At 63.4% G+C, this 16,637-nt stretch carries 18 protein-coding genes and 2 pseudogenes; 3 read left to right on the forward strand and 17 right to left on the reverse strand.

All coding sequences use genetic code 11. From position 1 onward, the window contains the following. Positions 1-140 precede the first annotated feature (140 nt). Positions 141-347, reverse strand: coding sequence for a hypothetical protein (locus V6M87_RS23710; RefSeq protein WP_332879143.1), 207 nt, complete (start codon positions 345-347; stop codon positions 141-143). On the opposite strand from V6M87_RS23710, the pseudogene V6M87_RS23715 reads away from it, so the two are divergent. After that, positions 339-721, forward strand: a pseudogene (locus tag V6M87_RS23715) (IS4 family transposase); the annotation flags it as partial. The gene V6M87_RS23710 and the pseudogene V6M87_RS23715 sit on opposite strands and share 9 nt — an antisense overlap. A gap of 44 nt (positions 722-765) precedes the next feature. Further along, complete coding sequence (locus V6M87_RS23720; protein ID WP_332879144.1) at positions 766-1,158, forward strand: hypothetical protein; 393 nt, start codon at positions 766-768, stop codon at positions 1,156-1,158. 31 nt (positions 1,159-1,189) lie between these two features. On the opposite strand, the gene V6M87_RS23725 is transcribed toward V6M87_RS23720, so the two are convergent. The 16 genes and pseudogenes from V6M87_RS23725 to fliF all read right to left on the reverse strand — a co-directional run bounded on the left by V6M87_RS23725 (position 1,190) and on the right by fliF (position 16,099). After that, positions 1,190-2,320 (reverse strand): DegT/DnrJ/EryC1/StrS family aminotransferase, encoded by a 1,131-nt coding sequence (locus tag V6M87_RS23725; protein ID WP_332879194.1) that lies wholly within the window; start codon positions 2,318-2,320, stop codon positions 1,190-1,192. 138 nt (positions 2,321-2,458) lie between these two features. After that, positions 2,459-4,504 (reverse strand): annotated as a pseudogene (locus V6M87_RS23730) (O-linked N-acetylglucosamine transferase, SPINDLY family protein); the annotation flags it as partial. Positions 4,505-4,680: 176 nt separating this feature from the next. Continuing rightward, positions 4,681-5,106 carry a hypothetical protein gene (locus V6M87_RS23735; RefSeq protein ID WP_332879145.1) on the reverse strand — a complete coding sequence of 142 codons (426 nt, stop codon included), beginning with the start codon at positions 5,104-5,106 and terminating at the stop codon, positions 4,681-4,683. A gap of 32 nt (positions 5,107-5,138) precedes the next feature. Then, on the reverse strand, positions 5,139-5,954 hold the full coding sequence (gene fliR / locus V6M87_RS23740) for a flagellar biosynthetic protein FliR (RefSeq protein WP_332879146.1): 816 nt from the start codon (positions 5,952-5,954) through the stop codon (positions 5,139-5,141). Positions 5,955-5,976: 22 nt separating this feature from the next. Next, positions 5,977-6,246 (reverse strand): flagellar biosynthesis protein FliQ, encoded by a 270-nt coding sequence (gene fliQ, locus V6M87_RS23745; protein ID WP_332879147.1) that lies wholly within the window; start codon positions 6,244-6,246, stop codon positions 5,977-5,979. An 8-nt stretch (positions 6,247-6,254) separates the two neighbouring features. After that, on the reverse strand, positions 6,255-6,995 hold the full coding sequence (gene fliP / locus V6M87_RS23750; RefSeq protein ID WP_332879148.1) for a flagellar type III secretion system pore protein FliP: 741 nt from the start codon (positions 6,993-6,995) through the stop codon (positions 6,255-6,257). Continuing rightward, positions 6,985-7,437 (reverse strand): flagellar biosynthetic protein FliO, encoded by a 453-nt coding sequence (gene fliO, locus V6M87_RS23755; protein ID WP_332879149.1) that lies wholly within the window; start codon positions 7,435-7,437, stop codon positions 6,985-6,987. Before fliO ends, fliP begins: the two co-directional genes overlap by 11 nt. Continuing rightward, positions 7,437-7,853, reverse strand: a complete 417-nt coding sequence (fliN, locus tag V6M87_RS23760) for a flagellar motor switch protein FliN (protein WP_332879150.1) — start codon at positions 7,851-7,853, stop codon at positions 7,437-7,439. The genes fliO and fliN overlap by 1 nt, the downstream gene beginning before the upstream one ends. A 46-nt stretch (positions 7,854-7,899) precedes the next feature. Continuing rightward, the gene (gene fliM, locus V6M87_RS23765; protein ID WP_332879151.1) at positions 7,900-8,880 is read right to left on the reverse strand and encodes a flagellar motor switch protein FliM; all 981 of its coding nucleotides are present in this window, start codon (positions 8,878-8,880) and stop codon (positions 7,900-7,902) included. A 17-nt stretch (positions 8,881-8,897) separates the two neighbouring features. Beyond that, on the reverse strand, positions 8,898-9,401 hold the full coding sequence (gene fliL, locus V6M87_RS23770) for a flagellar basal body-associated protein FliL (protein ID WP_332879152.1): 504 nt from the start codon (positions 9,399-9,401) through the stop codon (positions 8,898-8,900). 95 nt (positions 9,402-9,496) lie between these two features. Continuing rightward, the gene (locus V6M87_RS23775; protein WP_332879153.1) at positions 9,497-10,828 is read right to left on the reverse strand and encodes a flagellar hook-length control protein FliK; all 1,332 of its coding nucleotides are present in this window, start codon (positions 10,826-10,828) and stop codon (positions 9,497-9,499) included. A gap of 10 nt (positions 10,829-10,838) precedes the next feature. Next, complete coding sequence (gene fliJ, locus V6M87_RS23780) at positions 10,839-11,285, reverse strand: flagellar export protein FliJ (protein ID WP_332879154.1); 447 nt, start codon at positions 11,283-11,285, stop codon at positions 10,839-10,841. Between the two features lie 34 nt (positions 11,286-11,319). Further along, the gene (fliI, locus tag V6M87_RS23785) at positions 11,320-12,714 is read right to left on the reverse strand and encodes a flagellar protein export ATPase FliI (protein ID WP_332879155.1); all 1,395 of its coding nucleotides are present in this window, start codon (positions 12,712-12,714) and stop codon (positions 11,320-11,322) included. A 10-nt stretch (positions 12,715-12,724) separates the two neighbouring features. Continuing rightward, positions 12,725-13,420: a flagellar assembly protein FliH gene (locus tag V6M87_RS23790; RefSeq protein WP_332879156.1), complete on the reverse strand. Its 696-nt coding sequence runs from the start codon at positions 13,418-13,420 to the stop codon at positions 12,725-12,727. Continuing rightward, a complete protein-coding gene (gene fliG / locus V6M87_RS23795; protein WP_332879157.1) occupies positions 13,413-14,411 on the reverse strand; it encodes a flagellar motor switch protein FliG in 999 nt (332 codons plus the stop codon). The genes V6M87_RS23790 and fliG overlap by 8 nt, the downstream gene beginning before the upstream one ends. Continuing rightward, a complete protein-coding gene (fliF, locus tag V6M87_RS23800) occupies positions 14,408-16,099 on the reverse strand; it encodes a flagellar basal-body MS-ring/collar protein FliF (protein WP_332879158.1) in 1,692 nt (563 codons plus the stop codon). Before fliF ends, fliG begins: the two co-directional genes overlap by 4 nt. A gap of 168 nt (positions 16,100-16,267) precedes the next feature. Between fliF and fliE the strand changes: the two genes are divergently transcribed. Next, complete coding sequence (fliE, locus tag V6M87_RS23805) at positions 16,268-16,621, forward strand: flagellar hook-basal body complex protein FliE (protein WP_332879159.1); 354 nt, start codon at positions 16,268-16,270, stop codon at positions 16,619-16,621. Positions 16,622-16,637: the final 16 nt, after the last annotated feature.

A 16,637-nucleotide genomic window follows, 5' to 3' on the forward strand; every position in this document is an offset into this window, starting at 1 on the left:
GGCTAATTTAAGATTTTGAGTTTTCCCGATAGTAAGGAGCGCGCACACGAATTAAGCGACACGCGCAATCTTATTCGCGTCAGCTATGGATAAAACTTTAAATTTAGATTTTAAAGCAAAAACGCATTGACTTTTAATGACTAGGTTTGCTTGGTTTTTGATGCACTTGCATTTTCGATGATACGCGAAGAAAACTGATCATGCAACGCCATCAAGCGTCCCGGGTGAAAATTTTTCAAGCGGGTAAAAGGATTCCTATGCACGTTTTGCAGCAGTGTGCCTATCGTAGTCGAAAACCGCTCATTGGATTTTAGCAGGGCGTTGAAAAAGGAGCGCAGTTCTTCCATGTGTTGAAAACGCACGCAAGGTCGAGGCGATGCAACTGTCCCACATCGACAATCTCGAACGCGCGCTGGCGTTGTTCATGGTCGTGGCGTGGCGGGTCGCGTATTTGATGCGCCTCGGGCGCATCTGTCCCGACCTCGATGCCAGCCTGTTCTTCGACCCCGACGAAATCCGCGGCGCTTATCTGCTCACGAAGGAGTAACGCCCGGAGCGGCCTCCGACACTCAACGAGGTAGTGCGCCTGATCGCCCGCGTTGGCGGCTTCCTCGGACGAAAAGGCGATGGTGATCCGGGCGTCAAACCGATCTGGCAGGGCATTCAGGATGTGCGCGTCGCCGCGCTCACCATCAAGGCGCTACGCGACGAAGCTGGGTGACTTGTGTATAAACCTATGACCTGAGTGTCATCGACACCCCACGCGTGTTTCTCGACGCAATCCTGAAGCTGAAGCTTTACGGTTCGAAAGTATCGTTCACTGTCAGTCTGAGCGATCAGGCTATCGCGCAATTGGGTGGGCGCGCTGAGTTTTATCGTCGCAGTCTTGCCGATTGCACCGTGCCCTTTGAAAGCGGCGACACAACAGGCGACGATCAATCGATCTTGTTGGCGGGATCGACGGCCGCCATCGTGGCGGCCAGTTCGCGCCGTCCGCTGCTGTCCGCAATTTGCTTCATGCCCGGCTCGATTATCGACTACGTCGCGTTCAAGAATACGCTTGGTGAACAGCAGTACAAAATCCTGCTGCGTCAGCCTGATACCGGGGCACATAATCTGCTCGCGGCGATCCTGACACCTGCGCTTTTTGGCGTTTAACAGCGCCGCGGCCTGTCGTTCCTGACCCCGGTCAGGTTCGATGGCGCGTGGCGCCGACTGCAATGAGGCTGACGATGCGTTCAACGTCGTACTGCGCCAGCGCGGGATAGATCGGCAGGCACAACACCTGGCGCGCAACCAGAGCGGCGTTCGGCAGCTTGTCAGGTGTGGCCGAGGGCAGGTCCCGGTACATCGGAAACTCGCTGATCAAGGGATAAAAATAGCGGCGCGCGTGGATGCCAGCCTCGCGCAATGTCTGATGCAGGCCATCGCGCCCCAGAGGATAATCGTCGCCGACCAGGATCGGGAAGTAACTGTCGTTGGCTTCATGTTCGCCTGCGGTCATCGGGGCGATGCCGGTCACGCCGTCCAACAGACGGCGATACAGCGCCGCGACTGCGCGCCGCTGTGCTAACGCCGCGTCGACGCTTTCAAGCTGCAGCAGGCCGAAGGCTGCGCTCACTTCGTTCATCTTGCCGTTCAGGCCGGCAGCGACCACCGTCACCTCATCGGCGATGCCGAAGTTTTTCAGGCGGTCGATGTGCTGCTTGGTGGCGGCGTCGCGGCAGACGATGGCGCCGCCCTCGATGGTGGAAAAGACCTTGGTCGCGTGAAAGCTCAGCACCGCCAGGTCGCCGTGGCGCAGGATGCTCTGGCCATCCTGGCGCACTCCGAAGGCATGGGCCGCATCGTAGATCACCTTCAGGCCGTGCTTGCGCGCGATCGCCTCGATGCGCTCCATCTGGCACGGGTTGCCGTAGCAATGGACCGGCATGATGGCCTGCGTGCGCGGCGTGATGGCTGCCTCGATCAGGTCCGGATCGAGGTTGAAGGAGACCGGGTCGATGTCGACGAATACAGGCGTTGCGCCATTCCAGGTAATTGCTTCGGCGCTGGCGACAAACGAATAGGGCGTGGTGATCACTTCGCCTTTGATGCCCTGTGCCTGCAGCGCCACCATCAGCGCCACGGTGCCGTTGGCGAACAGCGAGATGTGCTCGACGCCGAGGTGCGCGCACAGCGCCGCTTCCAGTTTCTGGTGGAACGCGCCGACATTGGTGAGGAACTTGCTGTCCCAGATTTTCCGGAGCGATTCCATGAAGTCGTCCAGTGCTGGCATGATCGGCTGAGTGACGTAGATGGGTGGAGGGACGGGAAGCATCAGCGGCACCGTCAAGCTGGCTGCAGAGCGGCCGTCGCACCAGCGCTGCCACATCATGCGCAAAGCGTTTTCGACGCCGTCGGCGACCAGGCTCATGATGTCCGAGTCGGGCAGGGCGATCCGCGCGCGCATGGCCGCGCGCAGTGCGGCCAGGTACGCGAGGTCGGATGCCAGGGCCACGCCCTTGTGTACGAAATCTGCGCTATCGACGGCGATGAACTGCTGCAGTTGCGTGTGCTCGAGGATGCAAACGGTCTGGCGTCCGGCCGCGCTCTCGCCGGCCACCGTCAATGTCGGCACGCCCATCCACACGGCGTGCAGCGTGGTGGTGCCGCCCGAATAGGGAAAGGTGTCGAGCGCGATGTCGATCTGCCCGTGCAGGGCCAGGTAGTCATGCATGCCGGTGCGCGGGTGCAGCGTGACGCGCGTGGCGGCAATGCCTTCTTCAAGCAGCCACGCCAGCAGCTGGTCGGCGCTGCCGTTGGCGGGGACGCCGGCCACCAGCAGACGCGCGCTTGGCAGCGCCCGCAGCAGGGCGCCCCAGGCCGCGACCACGGGCCGGCCGATCTTGCTGATCCGGTTGAAGCTGCCGAAGGTGATGTAGCCGTTCGCCAGCGCCGGCAGCGGGGCGACCGCCGGCGCGTCAAGCATCGGCTGGAACGGCGCCGACACCGGCAGGTACACCAGCTTCTCGGTGAACTGGTGGTCGAACTGCCCGGGTGGCAGGATGTAATGGTCGGTCAGGTAATAATCGACCCCCTGCAGGCCGGTGGTGCCCGGATAGCCGATCCAGGTGGCCTGGATCGGCGCCGGTTTCCGCGCCAGCAGCGGCAGCCGGTTGTGCGCCGTGTGGCCGGACAGGTCGATCAGGATATCGATGCCGTCGGCCCGGATGCAGGCCTCGAGTGCGTCGTCGCTCAGCGCCGCCACGTTGCGCCATTCGGCCATATAGCCGCGCAGACGCGCGCTGACATGGTCGAAGCGGACGTGGTTGTGGTACGCGTACAGCGACACCGCCGGGCGCCCGGCCAGCCGTGCGAGCACCGGCTCGATGAAGGACACCACCGCGTGCTCGCGCAAGTCGGCCGACAGGAAACCGATGCGCAGCGTCCGTTGCCAGTCACGGCTGTTGGTGTAGGGCGCGGGGGGCGACGTCAGCTTGCCCTCGAGCCGTTCGCCGTAGGCGCGGTGCGCCGCGAACAAGGCGGCGGCAGTGATGCCTTCCATCTGGCTCATGGCAAACAGCAGGTTGCTGTGGACGCTGTGGTTGTCCGGCTCGAGCGCCAGGACGCGGCGGTAGGCGTCGACTGCTTCGCTCATCCGGCCCTGGTTTTGCAGCACGGCGCCGAGCGTGTTCCAGGCCAGCGTCTTGTTCGGGTCGAGCGCGAGGGCGGCGCGGGCGCTGGCCTCGGCTTCGGCCAGGCGCGTGAGTGCGAACAGGGTCGCGGCCAGGTTGGTCAGCGCGGTCGCGTTGTCGGGGCGCAACGCAAGCGAACGGCGCAGCCAGGTTTCCGCCTCGTCCAGGCGCCATGCGTCTTTCAGCACGCTACCGAGGTTGTTCATGGTTTCGGCATTGTCCGGATCGCGCTCGGCCGCGCCCTGCATCGCCTCCAGCGCCTGGGGGAGCTGGCCGCGCCGGTGGTAGACCACGCCCAGCACTTTCCAGGGGTAGGCGTGGCCCGGGAAATCCTTGATCAGCGCGCGCGCCGCCAGCTCGGCCTGGTCATACCGGTCCTGGCGGATCAGCGCGGCGAGCTGCCCCAGCTCCTGCTCGGACGGGGCGCCGCGCGCCAGGCGCTCGAGGCGCTGCGCCAGCGCCTCGAGTCCGGCGCCGCGCACGCCGTGATTGCGGCCCAGCGCCAGCGTCGCGCGCGCGGCCTCGTGCTCACCGGCGTCGAGCAGGACCTCGATGTAGGCCAACCAGTACGCCTCTTCGGCGGGGGCGCCCTGCAGCGCAGCGACCAGGTGGGCCGCGGCGGCAGGCAGGTTGGGCACGCGCCACTCCAGCAGGCCAAGCTGGTAATGCGCCGCCGGATGGGCGCTGTGCATGTCGAGCACGGCGCGGCACAGCTCGGCCGCCTGGTCCAGCTCGCCGGCCGCGATATGCTGCACGACCAGCTGCATGGCCTCGGTGGCGACGCGGTCGATTTCTTCGTTCAGGGGCACAGCCGTGGTGGATTGCATGGTTCGATGTCAGTGGCGGGAATCGGGAACAGGTTGCGCGCCATCGGCGTCTGCACGGTGCGCTCCGGACGATGGAACTGCCGGCCTGACTGTTTCTCTGTGTTATCTGGCTACCTTAGTTCAAGGTGCGGTCATGGTCAAGGAAATGCGCTGTGCCCGCCGCGGCATGAGGTGGCTCATGGGAAGTCCAGGCCGCTGCCGTCATTGGCGAGTTGGCCCAGCGCTTCGACGCAGGCGCCCGATCCTTCTTGCTTTGCACGCACCTGGAAAGCGGCTCTGATATCGAAGCGCATGCCGTCCAGCTGCGCGCGCGACAACGTTGCGTCATCGAGCGCTGGCGTGCTCTCGGGCGCCTCGATGCGCGCCTCGCACGCGTCATGCGCGAGGCTGGCCTTGGCCGCATTGCGACTGCGCCACCTGGCGATGGCGTCGTTGGCGTCCTGCGTCAGTTCGGGGAAATGACGGGCACAGGTGTCGACCAGGTCCTGATTGATCGCGTTCGCATCGCATGTGTAAGCGGACGCATAGACCAGCGCATCGGCGGCGCTGGCGCTGGCCGGTACGAGAAGCAGAGCAGCAAACAGTTTGGCAGTGAGGGGCATGCGCAGCCTTCCAAAATAACAGTCGTGGCGGATCATGGTAGCGGGGCTGCGGTCGGCGGCGTGCGCGCCGCCCCCGCGCGCGGAATCGAGCGGCCCGCTTCGATGCCCTGGTTGAACAGGTTCACGATCGGCGTGCCAAGGTAGGGCATGATCAGGCTGATCGTCAGGAAGCCGACGCCCAGCGTGATCGGGAAGCCGATCCCGAACAGGTTCAGTTGCGGCGCCGCGCGCGTCAGAATGCCCAGCGCGACGTTGGTGATCAGCAGCGCCGCGATGATCGGCAGAGAAAGTTGCAAGCCCGCAGAAAAAATCCGCCCGCCCCATTTCACCATTTCCAGCGGCGCGCCCAGCGACATCGGCGTGGCCGAAATCGGCAAGGTCACGAAGCTTTCTGCCAGCGCCGAGATCAGTACCAGGTGCGCATTCACGGCCAGGAAGGCCATCGTGGCCACCAGCGCCAGCAGTTGGCCGACGGCGGACGAGCGGCCAGCCGAGTTCGGGTCAAAGAAGGTCGCGAAACCCAGGCCCATCGTCATGCTGGCCACCTCCCCGGCGAACTCGATGGCGGCAAACACGATGCGCATGGCAAAGCCCATGGCCACGCCGATCAGCAATTCCTGCACCAGGATCAGCAGGCCGCCGAGCGACATCGGGTCAATCGCGGGCAGGGCGGGGATGCCGGGGGCCATGATGGTGGCCAGCAGGAGGCCGAGCGCAACCTTGAACGAAATCGGCACGGCGTTGTTGCCGAACAGCGGGGAGGCCGTGATCAGGCCGAGGATGCGCGTGAGCGGCCACAGCAAGGCGGCCATCCAGGCATTCAGTTCGCCGCTGGTGAGGGTGATCATCTAAGGAAAAAACGCCGCGGCATCAGCCGATTATGCCCGGTATGCCATTGAAGACATTGCGCATGTAGTCGAGCATTACCGACAGCATCCACGGACCGGCCACGATCAGGGCGACAAAAATGCCAATCAGTTTTGGTATGAACGACAGGGTCGCTTCGTTGATCTGGGTGGCGGCCTGAAAAATGCTGACGATCAGGCCGATAATCAAGGCCACCAGCAGCATTGGCGCAGCCACCATCAGGGTGACTTCCATGGCTGTGCGGCCCATGGTCATGACGGATTCCGGTGTCATTCGCGCCCCTAGTTAAAACTCTGGGACAGCGAACCCAGCAGCAGTTGCCAGCCATCGACCAGCACGAACAGCATCAGTTTAAAAGGCAGCGCGATGGTGGCCGGCGACATCATCATCATCCCCATTGCCATCAGCACCGACGCCACCACCATGTCGATGATGAGGAAGGGGATGAAAATCGCGAAACCGATCTGGAACGCGGTTTTCAGTTCACTGGTGACAAACGCCGGAATCAGGATCCGCAGCGGGATGTCGTCCGGGCCTTGCAGCGCGGGCGAACGGGAAATTTTGACGAACAGCGCCAGGTCCGACTGGCGCGTCTGGCGCGTCATGAATGCTTTCAGCGGCGCGATGCCCTTGTCCATGGCTTCATCCATTTGAATCTTGTTTTCCTGCATGGGCAGATAGGCTTCGGTGTAGATCTTGTCGAAGGTCGGGCCCATGACGAACAGCGTCAGGAATAGCGCCAGGCCCACCATCACCTGGTTCGGCGGCGCGGTCTGGGTGCCGAGCGCCTGGCGCAGCAGGGAGAGCACGATGATGATGCGCGTAAAACTGGTCATCATCAGCAGCGCGGCCGGCAGGAAGGTGAGCGAGGTGAGCAGCAGCAGCGTCTGCACCGGCAGAGAATAGGCGGTGCCGCCGCCGGCTGCCGGGGCGCTATTGAAGGCGGGAATGCCAGGTGCGGCGGCAGCCAACAAAGGCAAGGCCAGCATGGCGGCCGCCAGGTAAACACGTTTATTTCGCATTGCGTTTTTCAATCGTCTGTTTCAGCCAGTCGCCAAAGCTGGTCGCCGGGCTCTGGTGTTCGGCAAGTGTGGCGTCATCAAGGCCGGCTGGTTGCGCCGGCATCGTCGCCAGCGCATTCACGCGACCGGGCGCAGCGCCGACCACGATCCATTGATTGCCCACTTCCACCACCATGATGCGCTCGCGTCCGCCCAGCGACAGCGCGCCGACCAGCTTGATCGGCACCGTGCCCATGTGCGAACGCGGGCCGAAGCGTTTCATGAACCACGCCAGCACCGCCAGCAAGGCCAGTACGGCGGTCAGCGCGAAGATGGTTTGCAGCAGGCCACCAACGGCAGGGGAGGCGGTGTTGACCACCACCGGCTGCACCGGCGCAGCCGATGCCACCGTTGCAAACAACAGCAGCAAAATACCGGACAAGCGCGTCACGCTGCCGGCCATTACTTGTTCAATTTCCGGATGCGTTCGGACGGCGTGATGATGTCCGTCAGGCGAATACCGAACTTGTCGTTCACCACCACCACTTCACCCTGGGCGATCAGGCAACCGTTGACCAGTACGTCCATCGGCTCGCCGGCCAGTCCGTCAAGCTCCACCACCGAACCCTGGGCCAGTTGCAGCAGGTTCTTGATGGCGATTTTGGTGCGGCCCAGTTCCACCGTCAGCTGAACCGGAATATCGAGGATGAAGTCGATATCGTTGGGCGTATCGTTGCGCGCACCCTTGGTCGAAAAATCCTTGAACACGGCGGCGCTGGCGGTCTGGGCGGCGAGGGCGTCGGCTTCGGCCTTGGCCTGCTCGGCAATGGCCGCGCCCCAGTCGTCGTCCATGCTCTGGTCATCCTGGTTATCGGACATCTTGCTCTCCTGGTTTACTGCTGTTCGGTACGAGGGTCATGGTCATTTAGTTTTTGGTATCGGAGTTGGCCAGCAGCTTTTCGACCTTCAGCGCGTACTGGCCGTTGAGCACGCCGTAAGTGCAATCCATCACGGGCACGCCATCGACCGTCGCCTGGATTACTTCCGGCACGCTGAGTGGAATCACGTCGCCCACTTTCATGTTCAAAATTTCGTCGAAGGAGGCGCGGCCGGTGCCCAGCACCGCGACCATCTCCACTTCGGCCACCTGGATCTGCTGCGTCATCAGGCGGATCCAGCGTTTGTCGACTTCCAGCGCTTCGCCCTGCAGGCTCGAGGTCAGGGTATCGCGGATCGGCTCGATCATCGAATACGGCATGCAGAAGTGAATCTGGCCGGACACGGAACCGAGTTCGATCGTAAACGTCGAGGCCACCACCACCTCGTTCGGGGTGGCGATGTTGGCGAACTGCGTGTTCATCTCGGAGCGGATGTATTCGAATTCGACCGGATACACCGGCTCCCACGACTTGGTGTAAGCCTCGAACACGATATCGAGAATGCGCAAAATGATGCGCTGCTCGGTCTGCGTGAAGTCGCGCCCCTCGACGCGGGTGTGGAAGCGCCCGTCGCCGCCGAACAGGTTATCGACCAGCAGGAACACCAGGCCCGGGTCGAACACCATCAGCGCGGTGCCGCGCAGCGGCTTCATGTGAATCAGGTTCAGGTTGGTCGGCACCACCAGGTTGCGGATGAATTCGCTGTATTTCGAGACGCGCACCGAGCCCACCGACACCTCGGCGCTGCGGCGAATAAAATTGAACAGTCCCACCCGCAGGTAGCGTGCGAAGCGCTCGTTGATGATCTCCAGCGTCGGCATACGCCCGCGCACGATCCGTTCCTGGGTCGCCAGGTTATAGGTGCGGACACCCGAAGACTCTTCCGGCGCGGCCGCGTCGTCCTGGTCGCCGTTGACCCCCTTGAGGAGGGCATCGACTTCTTCCTGGGAGAGAAAATTATCGGCCATGGTTTTTTATTGCGCGCTTACTGAATAATGAATGAGGTGAACAATACTTCGGTCACTTCTTGTTCGTCGCCCTTGTCGACGAACGGCTGCTTGGTCACTTCCACGATTTCCTTGGCCAGCTGCTGCTTGCCTTCGCTGGTGCTGATTTCCGATGCTTTTTTGCTCGACAGCAGCATCAACACGCGGCTGCGCGCCTTGGCCATGTTCACCTTGAACAATTCAGCCTGCTCGGCGCCGGCAACCTGCAAGGTCATCTCCACTTGCAGGTATTGGCCGGACTCGCCTTCCGGCTGCAAATTGACGGTGAACGACGCCAGTGGCACATATTCCGGCGGTGCCGACTTGGCTGCCTTGGATTTCTTTGGTGCGCTGGCCGCCGCGTGGTCGTCGCCCTTGCCTTTCAGCATGAACCAGGCACCGCCGCCGCCGGCGGCGGCGAGCACGACAACCGCGATGATGATGATCATCATCTTGCTCTTGGCTTTCGGTGGCGCTTCGTCTGTTTTTGGTGCTGCCTTCATGTGGAATCCGCTTTCTGCTTGCTCTGTGCTGCTAGTTAATTGGTCTCCGTCATTATGTCACCACCGGGAAAGTGTGACGGACGGATCGTGGTTTTTTATGCGAATGTGTCGACTGCGCCATCGGCCCGCACAGCGCCGGTGACGCTGCGCGGCAGTGGGATCTCGCTCTCGCCGCGGCGCACGCCGTTGCCATTGTCACCATTGCGGTTCTGACGGTTGCCGTTCGAGTCGCTGGTATCGGCCTGGCGCTGGTCCGGCAGATTGGCGCTGACGCTCGCTTCACCGAGCGTGACGCCGGCCTCGCTCAACATCTCGCGCAGGCGCGGCATGGCGTTTTCCAGCGCTTCCCGGACTTCCGGCGTGGCCGAACTGAAGGACACGGTGGCCTGGTCGTTGTTCACGTTCAGCACCACTTGCACCGGGCCCAGGTCGGGCGGATTGAGCGTCAGTGAGGCGGTCTGGTCCTGGCCGCCGACCATCCACACCACTTTCTGGCTTACCTGGCTGTCCCAGGCCGTGGTGCCCAGACGCGCCGGGATGCGGTCGCTGGCGGGCGTGACGGCGGTTTGCACCATTTCCGCCGACGTCAACTGGGCCTGGAAGGCGCTGCCGGTGAGCGGGGCCGTATCCTTGAGCGTGGCCGTGGTAGTCGCCTCGCGCAGGGTCGACAGGGCCGTATCGGACTGCGGTGCGGCGCGGGTCCGGGCGGCAGCCAGGTCCGGCGCCGCCTGCGCTTTGGTGGCAGGCTGGTGCTCGTCCGCAGCCTGTTGCGTGGCGAGCACGGCCGGCTTGGCGGGGGCGCCATCCTTGCCGACATTGGTGCTGTTGCTGAGCGCGGTTTGCAGCGCCGCCAGCGTTTGCGTGTCGGCAGCCAGGCTGGCGCCGGGCGCGGCGGTGGCTGTCTCGTCGACGCTGATCTTGACGCCAGGCGTCGGCGCGGGAGCGCCGCCTTGCAGCAGTTTCTGGTAGCTGGCGACCATGGCCAGCATGTCGGCCATCGGCGCGACCGCAGCAGCGCCCTCGGTCGATGCTGTGGCTGTGGCTGCTGATGCGGTATCCGGATCGATCGTGAGGTTGGGCAGGCCCGCGTCATCGACGGGCGCGGCGGCCGTCGCTGCGGCGTCTGCCGGGACCGCCTCGGCGACCTCGGCGTTGTCGACCTTGGCCGGTGCTTGCGCGGCGCGCACCGGGCCGGTGGCAGGCGCCGCCGCCGGTGGCTTGGGTGGCGCTGCGGCCAGCGTCGGTTTGGCCGGCGCAGTTGCAGTTGCCCGCTTGTCCGCAGCAGCGGCAGCCTGGCGCTGCGCCATCTCGCGATTCAGGCTCTGACTGAAGGCGGCGCCGTCGCCGGACGCTTGCGGGCTGGCCTTGGCCGGCGCAGGCGCAACGGCGGTCGGGGAAATCTGGATCGGCAGGGTCTGGTTTTGCATGGCTTACTCGTCAATATCCGTGTTTGTCATTGGATCGGCGGGCCGCGTGGTCATCCATCATCTTCTGGTCGCGCTTGTTCTCGATTTTGAGGGCCTCCACGGAGGCGCGCTCGGTCAGGGTGCGGTACGACAGGCGCTTGCGTTCAGCTGCCTGCCAGGCCGTCTTTTCCATCACGCTCTTTTGGTGCGCGTGCTTCGTCACGTCGCGCTGGCCATTCACCGCCTGGTCCAGCTTGCCCATGAACGCGACAAAGTTGGCATACGCTTGCGGCGTCATGCCGGCTTGCTGCTGCTCGATCAGGCGTTTTGCGTAATCGTCGCGGTAGCCCAGCAGCATCTGCAGTTTTGCCTCGCAATCCTCCTCCGCCTTCAAGGCCGCGCCGAGCCGCTTGGCAGCGGCATCCGTGGCTTTTTGTGCCAGTTCGATCAGGGTGGTGAGTGCGGAGAGATTGGCCATGTTTCAAAGTATAGCCGTGTGGCAAGGTCGGCGATCAGCCGAACAGAGAGGTCAATTGCCCCAAACTCTGGAGCATGTCTTCCTTGTCGCTGATTTCCTGGCACAGGAACTTTTCAATCTGATCATGTTTGGTGATCGCCTGGTCGAGAATCGGGTCGCTGCCGGCGGCATACGCACCCACGCTGATCAGGTCGCGCGAGCGCTCGAAGCGCGAATACAGTTGTTTCAGTTTGCGCGCCGCGAGCTGGTGGTCGTGCGAGGTGATCATGTGCATGGCGCGGCTGATCGATTGCTCGATGTCGATGGCGGGGTAGTGGCCCGCTTCGGCCAGGCGCCGGTTGAGCACGATGTGGCCGTCGAGAATACCGCGCGCGGCGTCGGCAATCGGATCCTGCTGGTCGTCGCCTTCTGACAACACGGTGTAGAAAGCCGTGATCGAACCGCCGCCTTCGAGGCCGTTGCCGGCCCGTTCCACCAGCACCGGCAGCTTGGCGAACACCGAGGGCGGATAGCCTTTGGTGGCCGGCGGCTCACCGATGGCCAGGGCAATTTCACGCTGCGCCATGGCGTAGCGCGTCAGCGAATCCATGATCAGCAGGACGCTCTTGCCCTGGTCGCGGAAGTGCTCGGCAATGGCAGTGGCGTAGGCGGCGCCCTGCAAGCGCAGCAGGGGCGGGCTGTCGGCCGGCGCGGCCACCACGGCTGAGCGCGCGCGGCCGTCGGGACCGAGGATCTGGTCGATGAACTCCTTGACCTCGCGGCCCCGTTCGCCGATCAGGCCGACCACGATCACGTCGGCCGTGGTGTAGCGCGCAATCATGCCGAGCAACACCGATTTGCCGACGCCGGTGCCTGCGAACAGCCCCAGGCGCTGGCCCTTGCCAACGGTGAGCATGGCATTAATCGCCCGCACGCCCACGTCGAGGGTGTCGACGATGGGTGCGCGGTCGAGCGGGTTGATCGGGCGCGCATTGATCGGCGCACTCTCGGTCGTGTTCAGCGGACCCTTGCCGTCGAGCGGCCGGCCGGCGCCGTCGACCACGCGGTTGAGCAGTTGCATGCCGACCGGCAGGTGGCGCGCGCGGTCGCTCGGACGGCGGCGCGCGTGCGTGACGCTGCCCGGCGGCGGAATCATCGGTTCGATGGGGAACACGCGCTGGCCCGGCACCAGGCCTTCGATTTCGCTTTGCGGCATCAGGAACAGGCGCTCGCCGTCGAAACCGACGACCTCCGCTTCCACCCGCGAGCCATTCGGCATCGGCACGGTGCAGCCGCTGCCGACGGCCAGGCGCAGCCCGACGCACTCCATCACCAGGCCGGCCACGCGCGTGATGCGGCCCGACACGGCCATCGGCTCGACGAATCCCAGCAGCGCTTCGCAATCTTTCAGATACGCGCGCCAGCGGGTGGTGTGGCGGTCGACCGTCATCGCAGTGCCTTCACTTGTCCAGCCAGGCGAGGTCTTTTGACAGCGCCTGGGTCAGGCGTTCCCAGCGCGCCTCTAGCTGGGCGTCGATCTGGTTGCTGGCGGTATCGACCTTGCAGCCGCCCCGTTCGATGGAGGCGTCTTCGATGACGCGCCAGCCGCCCTTGTCGATGTCGTCGTTCAGCGCGCCGCGCACCAGGTCCACATCGAGGGGATTGAGCATCAACACGGCCGGTTGCTGCACGATGGGTAAATAAGCGATGGCGTCGCGCACGATCGGCAGCACCAGTTCGGGTTTCACCGGCAACGCCGCGCGCAGCATGCCGCGCGCCAGTTGCAGGGCCAGGTCGAGCACGTCATTGGCGATGACTTCGTCGGCGTCCGACAAGGCCTTGGCAAACGTGGTCGAGATGGTGCGCAGGTGCGCCAGTTCTTCGGCGGCCTCGAGGCGGCCCTTTTCCAGGCCGTCGATATAGCCGGCATTGCTGCCCGCTTCAAAACCCATCTCTTCGCCGTCGGCATGCGCGGCGGCGCGGATGGCGGCGATTTCTTCTTCGGTCGGCGGAATCAGCTCGGGCGGCAGCGGCAGCGCGTCGGCAGGCGGGGGCGGCGGCGCATTGCGCGCGAGGACGCTGGGCCGGTTGTCGCCAAACGACGCCATTTCCCAGCGCTGGTAGGCGCTTTGCAGTTCTTTCGGTGTATCAGACAAACGAGTCCTCGCCTTTGCCGCCTAGTACGATCTGGCCTTCGTCCGCCAGGCGCCGCACAATCTGCAAAATCTGCTTTTGCTGCGATTCGACTTCGGACAGGCGCACCGGTCCTTTCGATTCGAGGTCTTCGCGCATCATTTCGCCGGCGCGCTGGCTCATGTTGCGGAAGATTTTTTCGCGCAGGTCCTGCGACGCGCCCTTCAAGGCAATGATCAGCATCTCCGACTGCACTTCGCGCAGCAGCAGCTGGATGCCGCGGTCGTCGATGTCGATCACGTTGTCGAACACGAACATCTCGTCCATGATCTTCTGGGCCATGTCGTTGTCGTAGTTCTTGATGTTGTCCATCACCGAGCTTTCCTGCTCGCCGCTCATGAAGTTGAGGATTTCGGCGGCCGCACGCACGCCACCGAGCGACGACTTTTTGATATTTTCGTTACCCGACAACAGTTTCGTCAGCACGTCGTTCAGTTCGCGCAGCGCGGCCGGCTGCACGCCGTCGAGCGTGGCGATGCGCAGCACCACGTCGTTGCGCAGGCGGTCGGTAAAATTGGCCAGGATTTCACAGGCCTGGTCGCGCTCGAGGTGGACCAGGATGGTGGCAATGATCTGCGGGTGTTCGTTACGGATCAGTTCGGACACCGAGCTGGAGTCCATCCACTTCAGCGATTCAATGCCGGAGGCGTCCTTGCCGCCCAGGATGCGGTTGAGCAGCACCGAGGCCTTGTCGTCGCCCAGCGCCTTGGTCAGCACTTGCCGGATGTACTCGTCCGAGTCGAGGCCGACCGTCGAGTTCAGTTCGGTCTGGCTGCGGAACGCTTCCAGCACGTCCACCACCTGTTCGTGCTGGACGGCCTTCATGGTGGCCATTGCGGCGCCCAGTTTCAGCACTTCGCGCGGGCCCAGGAATTTCATCACTTCGGCCGCTTCGCTTTCGCCCAAGGCCAGCATCAGGATCGCTGCCTTGTTGATTCCGCCATCATTACTCATTCTGCACCTACCCAGGCTTTGACTACATTGGCGACCACACGTGGGTCATTTTGCGCCAGCGCCTTGGCCATCGCGAGGTTTTCGCGGTAGCCCTGTGCGCCCGGCGGTTCGGGTACCGGCTCGGTGGCCTGCGCTTCTTCGACTGCCGCGCGTTCTTTTGCTTCCTCTTCTGCTGCTGCTTCTTCCTCGGCGTCGGCGGTTTCGGCGTCGTCGTTGATATGGTCGATCTTGCGAAACACCGGACGCAGCATCGGGCGCAGCACGCGGAACCACAGGAACGCCAGCACGATGGCCGCCACCAGGTATTTCAGCAGACGCACCGCAAGCGGGAGATTCGCCGGATCTTTCCAGAACGGGATGTCGGCCGCCGGCTCGACCGGCTTGTCGACGCCGTCAAACGGCGCGTTGGTGACGTTCAGTGTATCGCCACGGTCTTTTGAATAGCCCATCGCCTGGCGCACCAGTTCATTGATCTGGGCCACTTCGGCTGGGGCGAGAGGACGCACCGTTACTTTACCCGTTTTTGCGTCGACAATGCGGCGGTAATTGACCACCACACCCACCGACAGGCGCTTGATGCCGCCCATCGGGCGCTGCTCGTAACGCACAGTCTTGTCGACTTCGTAATTAGTGTTGGCGTCCTTGCGCGTCGGCCCCGCTGCCGGCGCTGCGGTGCCAGGCGGCGCGCCGGCGGTGGCTGTCAGCGGCGCGGTGGCCGTGCCCGGGGGCTGGTTCGACAGGGCGCCCGGTACACCGGAGGCAGCGCCGCCGCCGGGGCCATTCGCTTCCGAGGTCTGCTGGCTGCGGATCGCCTGCGGCTCCGGCGGCGAATTCGGTTTGAAGCTTTCTGCGGCGGTGTCGACCTGCGCGAAGTCGATCTCTGCCATCGCTTCCGCACGCACATTGTTTTCACCAACGAGCGGCTTGATCAAGGACTCGACCTGTTTGACGATGCCAGCCTGCACCGCTTCGATGTATTTCAGCTGGTTCGGATCGAGCTGCTTGCCGCCCGCCGCTTTGCTGGTGTCGGACAGCAGGTTGCCGTTCTGGTCGACCACGGTGACGTTCGAGGTCAGCAGTTCCGGGACGCTGGACGCGACCAGGTGGACGATCGCGCTGACCTGGGCCGCATCGATGGCGCGGCCAGATTGCAGGTTCAGCAGCACGGAGGCGGTCGGCTTTTGCACGTCGCGCACGAACACGGACGGTTTTGGCAGCGCCAGGTGAACCCGGGCAGCGGACACGGCGCCGAGCGACTGGATCGATTTGGCCAGTTCGCCTTCCAGCGAGCGTTGGTAGTTAACCTGCTCGAGGAATTGCGAAACGCCCAGCTTCTGGTTTTCCATCAGCTCGAAGCCGACATTGCCGCCTTTCGGCAAGCCCTGCGCGGCCAGTTTCAGACGCACGTCGTGGACTTGTTCCGAATTGACCAGTATGGCCGAGCCGCCTTCGGAGAACTTGTACTTCACGCCCATCTGGTCGAGCGAGGCGGTGATGGCGCCGCCATCGCGGTCGTTGTAATTGGCGAACAGGATCTTGTATTCGGGCTGCTGGCTCCACATCCATACCGCCACCATCAGCGCAATGACCACCGCCGCTCCCACGCCGAGCGCAATATTGCGCCCGAACGGGGTCTGCAGGAACGGTTCCCGTGCGGGTGGATCGAGGAGGTCGTCGGCTGTTGCCATGGTCAAGGGGTCCGGGAGGAGGGATCAGTGCATATTATGAAGCCATGGGGCAACTTTCAAACGAGAGAATAGCGCCTTGTTTGCAGCCCTGCTCACAAGCAACGATTCAGATTGCGCGCGGTATTCTGGCAGCCTGAATTCATTTGTGTGCACATACGGGAGATTGACATGAGCATTGGCGGCATCGGCGGTATCGACACCAGCCGCATCCAGGCGATGATGGAACAGCTCAAGGCTGCTGCCACCAAGCCGGCCGCCGCCACTGCCGCGCCCGTCGGCGTGGCCGAGTCGTCGACCAAGGTCAATTTTTCGGATGCCTTGAAGGCATCGCTGACGTCGGTCAGCAACTCCCAGAACGCCGCCGAGGACATGGGCAAGCGCTTTGCCATGGGCGACGAGAGCGTGAATCTGTCGGATACGATGATTGCGATGCAGAAGTCGAATATCGAGTTTCAGGCCACGGTGCAGGTCAGGAACAAGCTGGTGGCGGCCTACCACGAAATCATGAATATGCAGGTGTAAGGTGTCTCCCGCCTTC

Source organism: Massilia sp. S19_KUP03_FR1 (assembly GCF_036688685.1).
Lineage (GTDB): Bacteria > Pseudomonadota > Gammaproteobacteria > Burkholderiales > Burkholderiaceae_D > JALYUM01.